Origin of the sequence: Streptomyces roseifaciens (assembly GCF_001445655.1) — a bacterium.
Taxonomy (GTDB): Bacteria; Actinomycetota; Actinomycetes; order Streptomycetales; family Streptomycetaceae; genus Streptomyces; species Streptomyces aureoversilis.
This window is the reverse complement of record NZ_LNBE01000001.1, coordinates 1811-16729: the sequence shown is the minus strand read 5'-3', so window position 1 is coordinate 16729 and position 14919 is coordinate 1811. Positions and strand designations below refer to the sequence as shown.

At 72.8% G+C, this 14919-nt stretch carries 10 protein-coding genes; all 10 read left to right on the top strand.

What is annotated here, in order from left to right; all coding sequences use genetic code 11:
* The first annotated feature begins 492 nt into the window (after nucleotides 1–492).
* Nucleotides 493–1785: an MFS transporter gene (locus AS857_RS00055; RefSeq protein WP_058040998.1), complete on the top strand. Its 1293-nt coding sequence runs from the start codon at nucleotides 493–495 to the stop codon at nucleotides 1783–1785.
* Between the two features lie 145 nt (nucleotides 1786–1930).
* Entirely contained in the window at nucleotides 1931–2968 is a 1038-nt protein-coding gene (locus AS857_RS00050) for a TauD/TfdA family dioxygenase (RefSeq protein WP_058040997.1), read from the top strand.
* A complete protein-coding gene (locus tag AS857_RS00045; RefSeq protein ID WP_058040996.1) occupies nucleotides 2965–4749 on the top strand; it encodes a non-ribosomal peptide synthetase in 1785 nt (594 codons plus the stop codon). The genes AS857_RS00050 and AS857_RS00045 overlap by 4 nt, the downstream gene beginning before the upstream one ends.
* A gap of 94 nt (nucleotides 4750–4843) precedes the next feature.
* A complete protein-coding gene (locus tag AS857_RS00040) occupies nucleotides 4844–5614 on the top strand; it encodes a thioesterase II family protein (protein WP_058040995.1) in 771 nt (256 codons plus the stop codon).
* Nucleotides 5611–6120 (top strand): cobalamin-dependent protein, encoded by a 510-nt coding sequence (locus AS857_RS00035; protein ID WP_058040994.1) that lies wholly within the window; start codon nucleotides 5611–5613, stop codon nucleotides 6118–6120. Before AS857_RS00040 ends, AS857_RS00035 begins: the two co-directional genes overlap by 4 nt.
* Complete coding sequence (locus AS857_RS40765) at nucleotides 6117–7472, top strand: methylaspartate mutase (protein WP_245699512.1); 1356 nt, start codon at nucleotides 6117–6119, stop codon at nucleotides 7470–7472. The genes AS857_RS00035 and AS857_RS40765 overlap by 4 nt, the downstream gene beginning before the upstream one ends.
* An 18-nt stretch (nucleotides 7473–7490) precedes the next feature.
* On the top strand, nucleotides 7491–8492 hold the full coding sequence (locus AS857_RS40760) for an asparagine synthetase A (protein ID WP_058040993.1): 1002 nt from the start codon (nucleotides 7491–7493) through the stop codon (nucleotides 8490–8492).
* Nucleotides 8489–9760, top strand: coding sequence for a glutamate synthase-related protein (locus tag AS857_RS00020; RefSeq protein WP_079109942.1), 1272 nt, complete (start codon nucleotides 8489–8491; stop codon nucleotides 9758–9760). The genes AS857_RS40760 and AS857_RS00020 overlap by 4 nt, the downstream gene beginning before the upstream one ends.
* A gap of 100 nt (nucleotides 9761–9860) precedes the next feature.
* Nucleotides 9861–10061, top strand: a complete 201-nt coding sequence (locus AS857_RS00015; RefSeq protein WP_058040992.1) for an MbtH family protein — start codon at nucleotides 9861–9863, stop codon at nucleotides 10059–10061.
* Between the two features lie 96 nt (nucleotides 10062–10157).
* The coding region (locus AS857_RS00010; RefSeq protein WP_144440663.1) for a non-ribosomal peptide synthetase at nucleotides 10158–14919 on the top strand (4762 nt) is incomplete at its 3' end.

The following is a 14919-nucleotide window of genomic DNA, read 5'->3' as shown; positions in this document are numbered from 1 at the left end:
CCTAGTGCCGTGCCCGCGATGCAAACGCGCCAAGGTCCGCGGATCATGCAGTAGATGCGGTCGCCGTCGGCGAGGGGCGGCAGCGGGGACAGGCCCCCGAACTTGGCGGCACCCAGGGTTCTTTCTGGGGCGATGTTGGCATCCACCGCATCCACCACACGCACCGCACCCGCCCAACCAGCCGAATCCATTGAACCAAGGGAATCCCAAACTCATCGGCCCCCGGCGTCTTCGACCAGGACGAACCGTAGGCGCCCGGCCCTTTCGCTGGGCGACCCGTAAAGACGGTCCGTCACGCGCTTGGATACGGGCCGCCAGCGAAATGCAGAACGCTATCCGTCACCCGGCGTATGCGCTACGTGCCGGATAGTGAATTGTCGTCCGTAGGCGCGACGTTGATCTGTTGTTGACCACTCCCGTGCAGCATTGGCCGTGCCGATTCGGGCCGTGATCTTCCTCGGCCCGTGGCCTTGCTCAAGGAGCTACCGTCGCATGACTGATGATTCCCAGTCCCCCGGCCGACAGACAGATCCTCCCGCGGCCGGTCTCCTGCGCCGCCACCCCGATTTCCGCCGGCTGTGGGCCGGCGAGACCGTGCGGGCGTTCGGCGCCTCCGTCACCGGATTGGTGCTCCCGCTTGTCGCCGTGTCCACCCTGCACGCCGACACCTTCGCCGTCAGCCTCCTCGGCGCGGCGACGTGGGTGCCCTGGCTGGTGATCGGCCTGCCGGCCGGCGCCTGGGTGGACCGGATGCGGCGAAGACCGGTCATGCTGGCTTCCGACGCGGTGTGCTGCGTGCTCTTCGCGAGCATTCCCATCGCCGCCTGGGCCGGGCTGCTGAGCATGGCCCAGCTGATGGCCGTCGCCCTGCTAACGGGCGCCGCGGCGGTCTTCTTCGAGACCGCGTACGTCGCCTATCTCCCCACCCTCCTTGCGCCGGAGGACCGCGCCGAGGGCAACGCGAAGCTCCACGGCAGCGACTCGGCCGCGCGGCTCGTCGGGGTCGGCTCGGGCGGCCTCCTCGCCCAGGTCCTCGGCATCGCCAACGGCCTGCTGGCCAACACGGCCACCTTCCTCGTGTCGTTCGTGTGCATCGCACGCATCGGGCAACGCGAGCCGCCGCCCGAACGGGCCGAGCGCACCCGAGGTGCGCTGGCCCGGGAGATCCGCGAAGGGCTCTCCATGGTCGCCGGAGACCCGTACCTGCGCAGTTTCACCCTGTTCGGCGCCACCGCCAACCTCGTGCTGACCGCCTACCAGTCGATAGCCGTCGTCTTCCTCTTCCGGGAGGTCGGCCTGTCCTCCGGGATGATCGGGGTCGTGGGCACGGTCGGCGGCCTCGGCAGCGTCCTGGGCTCGCTCGTGGTGCGCCGGGCCTCCGACCGGTTCGGATCCGCCCGCGCGCTCCTCCTCTTCGAGACGGGCCTCCTCTCCTTCGCCCCCCTCATCGCCCTCACCGGGCCGGGAGCCGGACTCCTGCTGTACGTCATCGGAAGCGCGGCCGTGGGCACCGGCGTGGTGGCGGGAAACATCATCAAGGCCGGGTTCCTGCAGCGTTACTGTCCCTCGGACGCCCTCGGCCGGATCTCGGCGAGTTCGGCGTTCCTCAACTACGGGGCCATGCCGCTCGGAGCCCTGATGGGCGGTGCCCTGGGCACCGCCGCCGGCCTCCGCCCGGCGCTCCTGGCCCTCACCGTCCTGCTGCCGCTGAGCACGCTCATCCTCTTCTTCTCCCCCGTCCGGTCCCGGCGCGAGCTGCCCGAACGAGCCCTCCGCGCCGCCTGACGGCCCACAGACCGCAGCAACCGCGCGCCGCGCCTGCAACCGCAGAGCGCGCCACCCCGCACGCGCCCATAACGGACCGGGGACCGCCCGGGTCCGGGCGCGCGCACAGCCGAAAACCGTCGCCCCTCGAGGAAGGCGTTGATCGATGACCACTTCACCCGCCCCCGCCGGCACCGCCTGGCCGGCCTGGGAGCTCTCCGAAGGCAAACCCGCGACCACGGTCGTCCCGCGTTTCGAAACCATCGCGGACGCCTGCACCTGGCTGGCCTCGGTCGCCGACGAACTGCGGGCCAGGCTCCACGAACACGGTGCGCTGTACCTCCGGGGCCTGCCCCTGGCCGGCGTCGAGGACTTCGCCAGGGTGCGGGACGTCCTGCTGCCCCGGCGGACGCCCTACCGCGAGAAGGCCACGCCGCGCAGCGACTTCGGCGACGACGTCTACTCCTCCACGGACCTCCCGCCGGCCCAGGCCATCCGCATGCACAACGAGAACAGCTACACCCTGACCTTCCCCGGGCTGCTGATGTTCGCCTGCCTGACCGCCCCGGAGGAGGGCGGCGCCACCCCGGTCGCCGACGTCCGCGAGGTGCTGCGCCGCGTGCCCGCGGGGCTCGTCGCACGGATGCGCGGCGCCGGCTGGGTGCTCAACCGTCACTATTCGGAGCACATCTCGGCGAGCTGGCAGAGCGCCTTCGCCACCGAGGACCGCGCCGACGTCGAGAAGTACTGCACCGACAACCTCATCGGATGGGAGTGGGGCGACGACGGCGGTCTGAGGACCGGCCAGGTGCGCCCCGGCATCATCCGGCACCCCGGCACGGGCGACGAAGTGTGGTTCAACCACCTCGCGTTCTGGAGCTCGTGGTCGCTGGACGACGAGCTCCGCGAGACCCTCGTGGACGAGTTCGGGGCGGCCGGGCTGCCCTTCGAGACCGGCTTCGGCGACGGCCTGCCGTTCACGCGCCGGGAGCTGGACGAGATCAACGCCGCCTATGAGGCCGCGACGGTCCGCCGGAGCTGGCGGGTGGGTGACCTCATGCTGGTGGACAACATCCTCACCAGCCACGGCCGGGACCCCTTCCACGGGGACCGGAAGATCGTCGTCGCCATGGGCGACCCGGTCGAACTGGCCGCCTGCTCGCCGACGGTGGCCCCCGCGGCCCGGACGGAGCAGTCGGCATGACCATCTCCGCCCAGCAGCAGCACGACCCGATTGCCCGTTTCCACCAGGTGGTGGCGACCGCACCGGACCGCGTCGCCGTCCTGGACGAGGACCGGCGCCTCACCTTCGCCGAGCTCGACCGCCTCACCGCCCGGGCGGCCGCCCGGCTCGCCGCCCGCGGCATCGGGCGCGGCTCCCGGGTCGGCGTCGGCCTTCCCCGGGGAGCGGACCTCCTGGTGGCGCTCCTCGCGGTCTGGCGGGCGGGCGCGGCGTACGTACCGCTCGACCCGGCGCATCCCCTGGACCGGCTCGTCCGCATGGTGCGGGACGCGGACGTGACCACGGTGCTGGCGGAGCCCGGCAACGGCGTCGCCTGGCCCGCCGGCATCCACGTCACCCCGGTCCACGTCTCCCCGGTCCACGAGGCGGGCGGCGACGCCCGGGCGGCGGAGGTCACAGCCGCTCCCCTCGACCCCGCCTATGTCATCTTCACGTCCGGCTCGACAGGGGTACCCAAGGGCGTCCAGGCCACCCGCGGCGGCGTGGCCGCCCTGATCGGCGGCCTGGAACAGGCCGGCATCTACGCCGACCGGCCCCGCGTCGTCGCCTGGAACGCCAGCGTCTCCTTCGACGCGTCGGTCCAGCAGTGGGCGCGCGTCTGCCGCGGCGACACCGTCGTCGTCATCGGCGAGGCCCGGCGCACGGACCCCGTGAAGCTGCGGGAGCTGCTGGACGCCCACCGGGTGGACGACCTGGACCTGACCCCCTCGCACTGGGAGCTGCTGCGCGAGACCCTGCTCGGGCCGGCCGCGGAGGGGCGCACGCTCCGCCTGTTCATGGGCGGCGAGCCCGTACCGGACGCCACCTGGCGGGAGCTGGGCGAGGCGCGCGGCCGCGGCGCCCTCGAAGCGGTCAACCTCTACGGTCCGACGGAGTGCACCGTGGACACCACGGCCGCCTGGATCGGCGGACCGGGCCCGCATATCGGCCGGCCCCTGCCGGGCGTCGTCGCCCGCGTCCTCGACGAGTCGCTCACGCCCGTGCCGGAAGGGGCGGCGGGCGAGCTCTACCTGGCGGGCCCGCAGCTGGCCCACGGCTACGTCGGCCGGCCGGGGCTGACGGCACAGCGCTTCGTCGCCGACCCCTTCGCCGCGGGACAGCGGATGTACCGCACCGGCGACAGGGTGCGCGCGCTCGCCGACGGCACGTTCGCCTACCTCGGCCGCGCGGACCGGCAGATCAAGATCCGCGGCTACCGGGTCGAGCTCGGCGAGATCGAGGCGGCCCTGGCCGGCCACCCCGACGTCCGGGCGGCCGCGGTCACCGTCCACCACGCCCAGGAGTCCGGCGACCGGCTGGTCGCCTACTACGTACGGGCCCGGGAGGCGGCGTCCGGTGCGGACGGGCTGCGGGAGCACCTGGCCGGCGTCCTGCCGTCCTACATGCTCCCGTCGGCCTGGGTCGAACTCGACGCCATGCCGCTCACCGTGAACGGCAAGACCGACACCCGTGCCCTACCGGACCCCGCCGCGGCCCTGGCCGCCGAGGCCCTGCAGGACGGCGGCGCCGCTCCGGAGGGTGAGCTCGAAACCCTCATCGCCGGGGTCTGGGGCGAGGTCCTCGGGCGCGACCGCATCCGCGCCGACGACGACTTCTTCGCCCTCGGCGGGCACTCGCTCCTCGCCCTGCGGCTCGTCGCCCGGCTGAAGAAGCAGCTCGGCGTCGTCATGCCCGTCAAGGAGGTCTACCGGCATCCCCGGCTGCGCCACCTGGCCGAGCACATCTCGGCCCTGAGCGGCTGACGCCCGAACCCCGCGGGCCCGCCACGGGCCCGGACGTCCCCGTCAACCCCCCGCACTGCGCGACAACCGCACCAAGTGTGCCGAAAGGGCCACCGTGAACGGCAACCAAGACACCAAAGTCATCCGCATCCACAGCCCGCAGGACGCCACGCGGACCCTCGTCTGCCTCGGCTTCTGCGGCGGCGGAACGGCCGCGTACCACCAGTGGAGCCACTCCCTCCCGCCGCGCACCGCGCTGGCCGCCGTCTGCTACCCGGGCCGCGAAGGGCGCTTCCTGGAGGACTGCGCCACCCACTGGGACGAGCTCGCCGAGGACGCCACTGCCACCGTGCTGTCCGCCGCCGAAGGGCCGTACGTGCTCTTCGGCCACAGCATGGGCGGCTGGATGGCCTTCGAAGTGGCCACGAGGATCGAGCGCAGCGGAGAGCGGGCGCCCGAGACCCTGGTCGTCTCCTCCTGCAACGCCCCCGACCGCGGCCTCACACCCCGGGACATGTTCCCGGCCCGGCAGCAGACCGACGCCGAGCTGATGACGTGGATGAAGACCCACGGGCTCATGCCGGAGCACGTCCTGGGCAACCCCGACCTGGAGGAGATGGCCGTGGAACTGATGCGCGCGGACATCAAGGTCCGCGACACGTTCCACTACACGCCCGGCGCCAAGGTCCGGACCGCCCTCCAGGTGCTCTCCGGCGCCGGCGACAGCGTCATCGAGAGCGACGCCGGCGACCAGTGGCGCGGTGTGGCACTGGGCGGCTTCCGCCACGACGTACTGCCCGGCGGGCACTTCTACACCCCTGAGACGTGGCGCCGGCTGCCCGCCTTCATCCCCGCCCTCAACGCGCCCACGGGGGTGGCGGCATGACCGCGGGCAGCGCCCTCGACGTCGTCGTCAGCGGCACCGAATCCGACTCCCACACCTGGAACCTGGTCTACCTCCAGCTGCTCCTGGAGGACTGGGGCCACCGCGTGGAGAACGCCGGCCCCTGCATCGGGGGCGCGGACCTGGTGTCGCGGTACGCCTACCGGGCCCCCGACCTCCTCGTGCTGAGCAGCGTCAACGGCCACGGCGAGAGCGACGGGCTGCGGGCCATCGCCGCCCTGCGCGCGGCGCCGGAACTCGCCGGCACGCCGGTCGTCATCGGCGGCAAGCTGGGCACGCGCGGCGTCACCGCGGGCGACGTCCACGGCGGCGCCGGCCGGCTCACGCGGCGGCTCCTGGCCGCCGGCTTCTCCGCCGTCTTCCTCGACCCCGTCGACCTCCGGGAATTCCGGGACTTCGTCGGCTCGGTGACCCGCCGCCGTGACCGCAGCGGCCGTGGCGTCCCGGCGGCGACCCGCGGCGTCCTGGCGACGAGCCCGGCGCCGTGACCGTCCGGGGGGCGGATCCGCGCAGCCTGTTCGGCGACTTCGTCGCCCGGTCCCGGGCAGCCGGGAGGCTGGTGGTCCAGCCGCGGATGGGCTTCGGCGACCCCCGGGTGATGCGCGCGGGCCTGGCCGAGGTCAGCCGCGCCGACGCCACCGCCATCGGCACCATCACCCTGGACAGCTACACCCGCGTCGGCGACCTCACCGCCGCCCGCCGGGCCCTGGCCGAGGGCGCCGACCTCAACGGCTACCCGATCGTCGTGCACGGCCCGGAGACCAACAAGGAGGTCGTCGACGGCCTGCTGGGCCGCGACTTCCCCATCCAGGTCCGGCACGGTTCGGCCCGCCCGCAGGACATCATCGCCTCGTCGCTGAAGGCCGGCCTCGACGCCACCGAGGGCGGCCCGGTCTCCTACTGCCTCCCCTACGGGCGCGTCTCGCTGCGCGACTCGGTGCGCAACTGGGAGGAGTCCTGCCGGATCATGGCCGCCTCCCGCCGGTACGGGTGCGAGCCCCACGTGGAGACCTTCGGGGGGTGCATGCTCGGTCAGCTGTGCCCGCCGGGCCTGCTGGTGGCGATCAGCCTCCTGGAAGGCCTGTTCTTCCGGTGGCACGGAGTGCGCAGCATCTCCCTCAGCTACGCGCAGCAGACCAGCGCCGATCAGGACTGCGGGGCGGTACGGGCGCTGCGCCGCCTCGCCCGGCTGTTCATGCCGGACGTCGAGTGGCACGTCGTCATCTACACGTACATGGGCGTCTACCCGCGCACGGCGTCCGGCGCGCGGCTGCTGCTGGAGCAGTCCGTGGACATCGCCGTGCGGACCGGCGCGGAGCGGCTCATCGTGAAGACCGTCGCCGAGGCGCACCGCATCGCCTCGGTCGCCGACAACATCGAGGCGCTGGAGGCCGCGGCGGCCGCGGACCGGCGGGCCCGTGCCGCAGGGCTCGCGCCCGCCGGCGAAGGGGAGGCGGATCTCGCGGGCGACCCCGACACCGCGGAGGTGTTCGAAGAAGCCCTGAGCATCGTGACCACGGTCCTCGACCTGAACGAGGACCCGGGCGCCGCCCTCCTGGAGGCGTTCGCGCGCGGCCTGCTGGACGTGCCGTACTGCCTCCACGCCGACAACACGGGGCGCACCAGGAGCTACATCGCCCCCGACGGGCGGCTGCGCTGGTCCGACACCGGCGCGCTCCCCGTCCGGATCACCGGACGCACCGCGGCGTCCACCCGTATGACGGCCGCGGACCTCCTCAATGCGCTGTCCTGCGTCCAGCGCTCGTTCGACCACGCAGCAGACGACCGCGCCACGGCCCGCCTCCCGCGGCCGGGCCGTCGCGTCCACCTCATTCTGTGAAACCAGGGGAAGAGAACCATGAGTGACACCACAGCCGGCCGACCGGCCGTCGCACTGCCCGCGCACCTCCAAAACCCCGTGACCCAGGCGGTGGTCCGCGTGCAGAACCGCATCGTCCGGGCGGCCCGCGAGCACCTCACCGAGCAGGGCTTCACCGAGCTGATGCCCCCGATCATCGGCCCGGTCACCGACCCGGGCGGCCGCGGCTCCAAGCAGATCGACATCGACTTCTACGGCCACCGCTACAAGCTGATGACCAGCGCCATCCTCTACAAGCAGGCGTCGCTGCTGGCCTTCGACAAGATCTTCTGCGTGGCCCCGAACGTCCGCCTGGAGCCGCTGGAGACGACCTCCACCAGCCGCCACCTGGTCGAGTTCCACCAGCTCGACGTGGAGATCGCCGGCGCCTCCCGGCACGAGGCCATGGGCGTCGCCCAGGACGTCGTCGTCCGGGCCGTCGCCGAGGTCGCCGGGGAGATGTCCGACGAGCTCGGCCTGCTCGGCCGGGACGCCCGGGCGTTCGCCGCCCTCCTGAAGAACGACGCGCCCTTCGACCGCACGACCCACGCGGACGCCGTCGCCCACCTGGCGCGCCTCGGGCACGACCAGGACCCCGGTGCCGAGATCGACTGGGAGGGCGAGGCGCTGCTCTCCGCCCAGGCCGACCGGCCGTTCTTCATCACCGACTACCCGAAGGGGTCCCGGGGCTTCTACGACCGCGAGGACACGGACCGGCCCGGGGTGCTCTGCAACTACGACCTCATCGCCCCCGAGGGCTACGGCGAGCTGATGAGCGGAAGCGAGCGCGAGCACGACTACGCGCGGATCATCGCCCGCATGCGCGAGACGGGCGAGAACCCGGCCAAGTACGCCTGGTACCTCGACATGGTCCGCGCCGGCATCCCGGCCAGTGCCGGCTTCGGCATCGGCCTGGAGCGGCTGACGCGCTACGTCGCCGGACTCGACGCCGTGTGGCAGGCCACCCCCTTCCCCAAGACCCCCGGGGTGGTGTCGGCGTGACGCGCAGCCTGACGGCCGCCGGCTTCGCGGAGGACGACGTCCGCACCCGCGCCCGGGACGGCGCCGCCGCGGTCTTCCCCCGGCACGAGGACTACGGCCGGCAGCTCTTCGGCGCGCACGGCGCCACCCCCGACGGGCGCGGCGCGGACCCCTTGGACGCGCTGCGCCTGGTGCCGCCGGTCTTCGTGCCGCGGCGGCTGGAAAAGATGATCGAGCTGGCCCGGGAGCCGTACTACAGCGACGTCGACCTGTCGACCGGCATGGGCGGCTTCCGGTCCACCGCACCGCTCTACGTCTCCGCGTTCGGCTCCACCCAGGTCGCCGCCTCCGGGCTGGGCGCCGCCGTCAGCCGCCAGGCCGGCCGGCTGGGCATCCCCATGGTGGTCGGCGAGAACATCGTCCCCACGTCCGGCCACCACGGCTCCGGCGGGGAGAACGGCGCGCTCGCCCGGCTGAGCGCGTACGAGAGCGAGCTGCCGGACGGAGTCGGCGGAGTCGCGTTCCAGCAGAGCACCGAGGACGCGGACGCCGAGGTGTGGAACCTGATCTACAGCGCGCCCGCGGCACAGCGGCTCCTGGAATCCGGGCGGCTCGCCTTCGAACTCAAAGTGGGGCAGGGCGCGAAGCCCGGACTGGGCGGCATGACCGTCGTCGACACGGCTTCCGCCACCCGGCTCGCCGAGCACTACGCGACCGACGACCTCTACGGCGACGGCCTGCACGTGCTGCGCTCCAGCAGCCCCGGGACCTTCACCGAGGAGATCCTGCGGCAGCAGATCCGCTTCATGCGCAACAACTATCCGCGGGCCCGGGTGTGGGTGAAGCTCCCGCCCGGCCGGGACGTACGCCACGCGGCGGCCACCGCCTGGGAGGCCGGCGCCGACGCGGTCACCGTCGACGGGGCGGAGGGCGGGAGCGGCTGGGCGCCCCTGTCCTTCCTCGACCACGTGGGCCTCCCGCTGGGCGAGTGCCTCGAACGGATGCGCGCCTGGGAGCAGCAGCACTGCCTGCTGGTGTCCGGCCGGATGTGGGAAGGCACCCGGGTGGCCAAGTGCCTCGCGCTCGGCGCCCGTGCCGCCGGCCTCGGGCGAGCGGCGCTCCTGGCCGTCGACGAGAACCCCGACGACGGCCTCGGCCGGCTCGTGTCGAGCCTGCTCCTCGAACTGCGGCTGATCATCAGTGCGCTGGGCAAGTACGCGCCCGCCGACCTCGGCCCCGAGGACGTGTGGGCCGGCCGCGGCGGCACCGGCACCGCGTCCGACGCCTGAGCCGCCTCCCCTCCCCGCTCCGCCTCACCCTCCCCCGCCCCGTCCCCGTCCCCGTCCCCCAACGCTCCACAACCCGCATTCCACGAAAGGACGTTCCGTCATGACCAACCCCTTCGAAGACTCCGACGCCGCCTACACCGTCCTGGTCAACGGCGAGAACCAGCACTCCCTGTGGCCGGCGCGGATCCCCGTGCCCGCCGGCTGGACCGTCGCCCACCCCGAGGACACCCGGGAAGCCTGCCTCGCCTTCGTCGACCGGAACTGGACGGACCTGATGCCGAGGTCCGCCACGACCGGCTGACCGGCTGACGGGCAGGCGCGCCCCGCCGCCCACCGCCACCTCCGGAGAACCCCGGCCAGTTGACACGACCCATCGCGAACGGCACAGAGGAGCGTCATGAACCACCCGGACGACAAGACGAGCGAGGTACCGAACACACCGGTCGGCTTCAGCCTCGGCACCGAAGCGCACCGGCACCTCGCGGAGCTGGCCCAGCGGTACGAAACGACGCTGCCCGTGGTCGTCCGGGCCGGCCTGGCGGCGCTGCTGAGCCGCCGGGGCACGGAGCCGGACCTCCCGGCCGGTGCCGCCGGGGCGCAGCACGGCCTCCTCGCGCTGCGTGCGCTCGCGTCGGGTGATCCGTCGTTCGGCGAGCTGCTCGCCCGGGTCCGGGACACGGACCCGGGCGAGTACGGCGAGCTCCATCACCTGCTGGACCCGTTCGACGAGGAGACCGTGCAGGATCTGGCCGAGCGGCTGGTCCACGTGCTGGCCGCGGCGGCCGCCGACCCGGACCGGCGGGTCGGCGGGCTCGACATCCTGACGCCCACCGAGCGGGAGCAACTCACGCGCTGGTCCCACGGCCCCTGGCGCGAACCGTCCGGGCTCTCCCTGCCGGAGCTGTTCGCGGCGCAGGCGGCCAGGACGCCCCACGCGACCGCGGTCGTGTGTGAGGACGGCACGCTGTCGTACGCGGAACTCGACGCACGGGCCAACGGCCTGGCCCACCTGCTGGTGGAGCGCGGCGCGGGCCCGGGCCGCTTCGTCGGCATCCTGCTGCCCCGGACGACCCACCTGATGGTGGCGCTGCTCGCGGTGCTGAAGTCCGGCGCGGCGTACGTGCCGGTCGACCCCGAATACCCTGCGGAGCGGATCGCCTACATCCTCGGCGACGCCGACCCGGCGCTCGTCGTCACCCACGGCGACGTGGCAGCAGCCCTGCCCTCGCTCCCCGTGCTCCTCTTGGACGAGACGGCGGACCGCCGCGCGCCGGCCCCGCCGGCGGTCGTCGACCGGCTCCGGCAGCCGGCGTACGCGATCTACACCTCGGGGTCGACCGGGCGACCCAAGGGCGTCCTCGTCGGCCAGGCGGCGCTGGCGAACTTCCTCACCTCGATGGCCGAGTGGTTCCGGCTGGAGGAGACCGACCGCTGGGCCGCGATGGCGTCGGTGGCGTTCGACATGGCCGGGCTGGACCTCTACCTGCCGCTGATCTCCGGGGCCGCCGTGGTCCTCGTCGAGCGGGAGACCGCCCGGGACCCGCAGGCCCTGGCCGCCCTTCTGGCCCGCCGGCACGTCACGATCGCGGAAGCCACCCCCAGCCTGTGGCGCGGGCTGGTGACGCAGGCCCCCGAGGCCGTGCGCGGACTGCGGGTCGTCGTGGGCGGCGAGGCGCTGCCGGCGGACCTGGCGGCGCTCCTCCGGGAGTCGGCCGCCGACGTGACCAACCTCTACGGGCCGACCGAGACGACGATCTACTCGACGCGGGCGAAGGTCGGGGACGAGGTCGTCATCGGCCGCCCGATCGCCAACACCCGTGTGCGGGTGCTCGACGGCGGCCTGCAGCCGGTCCCGCCCGGGGTGGCCGGCGAGCTGTACATCGCCGGCGACGGCCTCGCGCACGGATACCGGAACAAGCACGCCATGACCGCAGAACGCTTCGTGGCGGACCCGTTCGGCAGCCCGGGCACCCGCATGTACCGCACGGGCGACCTCGCACGGTGGAACCACGACGGAGACCTGGAATACCTCGGCCGGACCGACGACCAGGTGAAGCTGCGCGGCTTCCGGATCGAGCTCGGCGAGATCGAGGCGGCGCTCCTCGGCTCCCCCGCCGTCGCCCAGGCGGCGGTCGTGCTCCGCGAGGACGAGCCGGGCGACCAGCGCCTGGTCGGCTACGCCGTACCGGCCGGCACCGGCCTGCCGGACCCGGTGGGGCTGCGCGAGCAGGTGTCCGCCGTCCTCCCCGCGTACATGGTGCCGTCGGCGGTCGTGACGCTCCCCGCCCTCCCGCTCACCCCCAACGGCAAGCTCGACCGCCGCGCCCTGCCGGCGCCGGAGTACCGGGCGTCCGCCGACGGGCGCGCACCGCGGACCGCGCAGGAGCAGGCCCTGGCCGGCCTGTTCGCGGACGTGCTGGGCGTCGGCCGGGTCACGATCGACGACGGCTTCTTCGACCTCGGCGGCCACTCCCTCCTGGCGACGAGACTCGTCAGCAGGGCCAGGTCGGTCCTCGGCGTCGAGATCCCGGTCCGGGCGGTGTTCGAGGCACCGACGGTCGCGGAGCTCGCCGGACGGCTCTCCGGCGCGGAGCGGGCACGCCCGGCGCCGGTCGCGCGAGTGCGCCCGGACGTGCTGCCGCTGTCCTCGGCGCAGCACCGGCTGTGGTTCCTGGAACGCTTCGCGCAGCCCGCGGCCTACAACCTTCCTCTGGCGTTCCGGCTCCGGGGCCGGGTGGACGTCGCCGCCCTGCGGGCCGCGGTGGCGGACGTGGTGGGCCGCCACGAGGCGCTGCGGACGGTGTTCCCCGGGGTCGCAGGCGAGCCGCGGCAGCACGTACTGCCCTCACAGGATGTGCGAGTGGACTTCACGGTGGTGGAGTGCACGGAGGAGCAGCTGGCGGAGCGTGTCACCGAGGCGGCGTTCACCGGGTTCGACCTGGAACGAGACCTGCCGCTGCGAGTCACCCTGATCGGCGTGGGCGACGCGGAGGACGCGGAGTGCGCGGAGTACGTGCTGCTGTTGACCCTGCACCACATTGCGAGCGACGGGTGGTCCGAACGACCGCTGTTCGAAGACCTGTCGGTGGCATACCGGGCCCGGTGTGCGGGTGAGGCTCCGGCGTGGGAGCCGTTGCCGGTGCAGTACGCCGATTACGCCCTCTGGCACCAGGAGCACCTGGAGGAGGTGCTGGACGGCCAGCTCGCGTACTGGACGGACACGCTCTCCGGCGCCCCGGAGGAGCTCGGCCTTCCGACCGACCGTCCACGGCCGGCCGTGCCCAGTCACCGGGGTGGTGTGATCCGCTTCAGCCTGGACGCCGGACTGCACGCGCAGTTGGACGACCTGGCCCGCAGGCACGGCGTGACCCTCTTCATGGTGCTGCAGGCGGGCCTCGCCGCACTTCTGTCGCGGCTCGGCGCCGGATCCGACATCCCCCTCGGCGCGGTGGTCGCGGGACGCTCGGACGAGGCCCTGGACGACCTCGTCGGCTTCTTCGTCAACACACTCGTGCTCCGCACGGACCTGGCGGGAGATCCGACGTTCAGCGAGCTGCTGGCGCGAGTCCGGGAGACGGACCTCGCCGCGTTCGCCCACCAGGACGTGCCGTTCGAGCGACTGGTCGAGGAGATCAACCCCGACCGGTCGGCGGCACGGCATCCGCTCTTCCAGACCATGCTCGTCCTCCAGAACAACACGGAAGGCCGGCTCGACCTGCCGGGGCTGACCGCGGCCCGGGAGACCATCGAGGCGGCGCCCGCGAAATTCAACCTGAACTTCGCCTTCACCGAGGAGCGGGACGGCGCCGGCGGCCCGGGAGGCATCGACGGGGAGCTGGTGTTCGCGAGGGACCTCTTCGACCGGTCGTCGGCGCAGGCGATGGCGGACCGGCTGGTACGTCTGCTGACCGGTGCTGCCACTGACCCCGAGGCGACCGTGGGCTCGGTCGAGCTGCTCGGCGCCGGTGAGCGACACCGGATCGTGTCGGTGTGGAATGACACGGACCGGGTGGCGCCGGGAGTTCTGGACCGGACGCTCCACGAGGTGTTCGAGGAGCAGGCACGGCAGGCTCCGGAAGCGATTGCGCTGGTCTCCGGAGACGAGCGCGTGACGTACGCCGAGCTGAACGAGCGGGCCGACCGGCTCGTGCCGTGGCTGGTGGATGCAGGCGCGGTGGTGGGTGTCCGCCTTGAGCGCGGGGTGGACATGGTGGTCGCCCTGCTGGCCGTATTGAAGGCCGGTGCCGGATACACCTTGCTGGACCCGGAGTTCCCGGCCGAACGGGTGGCAGGTGTCCTCGCCGAAGCCGGCGTGCGCACGGTGGTCACGCGTACGGGACTCAGCGACGCGATCTCCGCATCCGCTCCGGGGGTGTCGGCGGTGTGTGTCGACGCCCTGGCCGATGCGCCGAGCGCGGTCATGGCCCGTGTGCGTGATGTACGTGATGTGTGTGATGTACGTGCGAATGATGTGGCGTGCGTAATGTTCACGTCCGGCTCGACGGGACGCCCCAAGGGTGTCGCCACCTCGCACCGTGCCCTGCTGGGCACCTACCTCGGCCAGGACTACGCCGACTTCGGCCCGGGCGAAGTGTTCCTGCAATGCTCGCCCGTGTCCTGGGACGGCTTCGCACTGGAGTTGTTCGGTGCGCTGCTGCACGGCGCGACATGCGTCCTCCAGCCCGGACAAAGTCCCGAGCCGATCGGCATCGAGCGCCTGGTCGCCGAGCACGGCGTCACCATGCTCCAGCTGTCCGCGAGTCTCTTCAACCACCTCGTCGACGAATACCCCGACGCCTTCCGCGGCGTACGCATCGCCTTCACCGGCGGGGAAGCCGGATCGGTCGCCCACGTGGCAAAGATCCTGCAGCTCTTCCCCGACCTGCACGTGGGCAACGGATACGGACCCGTCGAAAGCATGGGCTTCACCACCTGTCATACCGTCACCACCGACGGCCTGACCGGGACGCAGCTGCCCATCGGCCGCCCCATCGGCAACAAGCGCGCGTACGTGGTCGACGACAACCTGCGTCTCGTACCCGCCGGCGTGGCCGGTGAGCTGTATGTCTCCGGTGCCGGTCTGGCTCGTGGTTACGTCAATCGTGCGGGTCTCACGGCTGAGCGTTTCGTCGCCTGCCCCTTCGGCGCTCCGGGTGAGC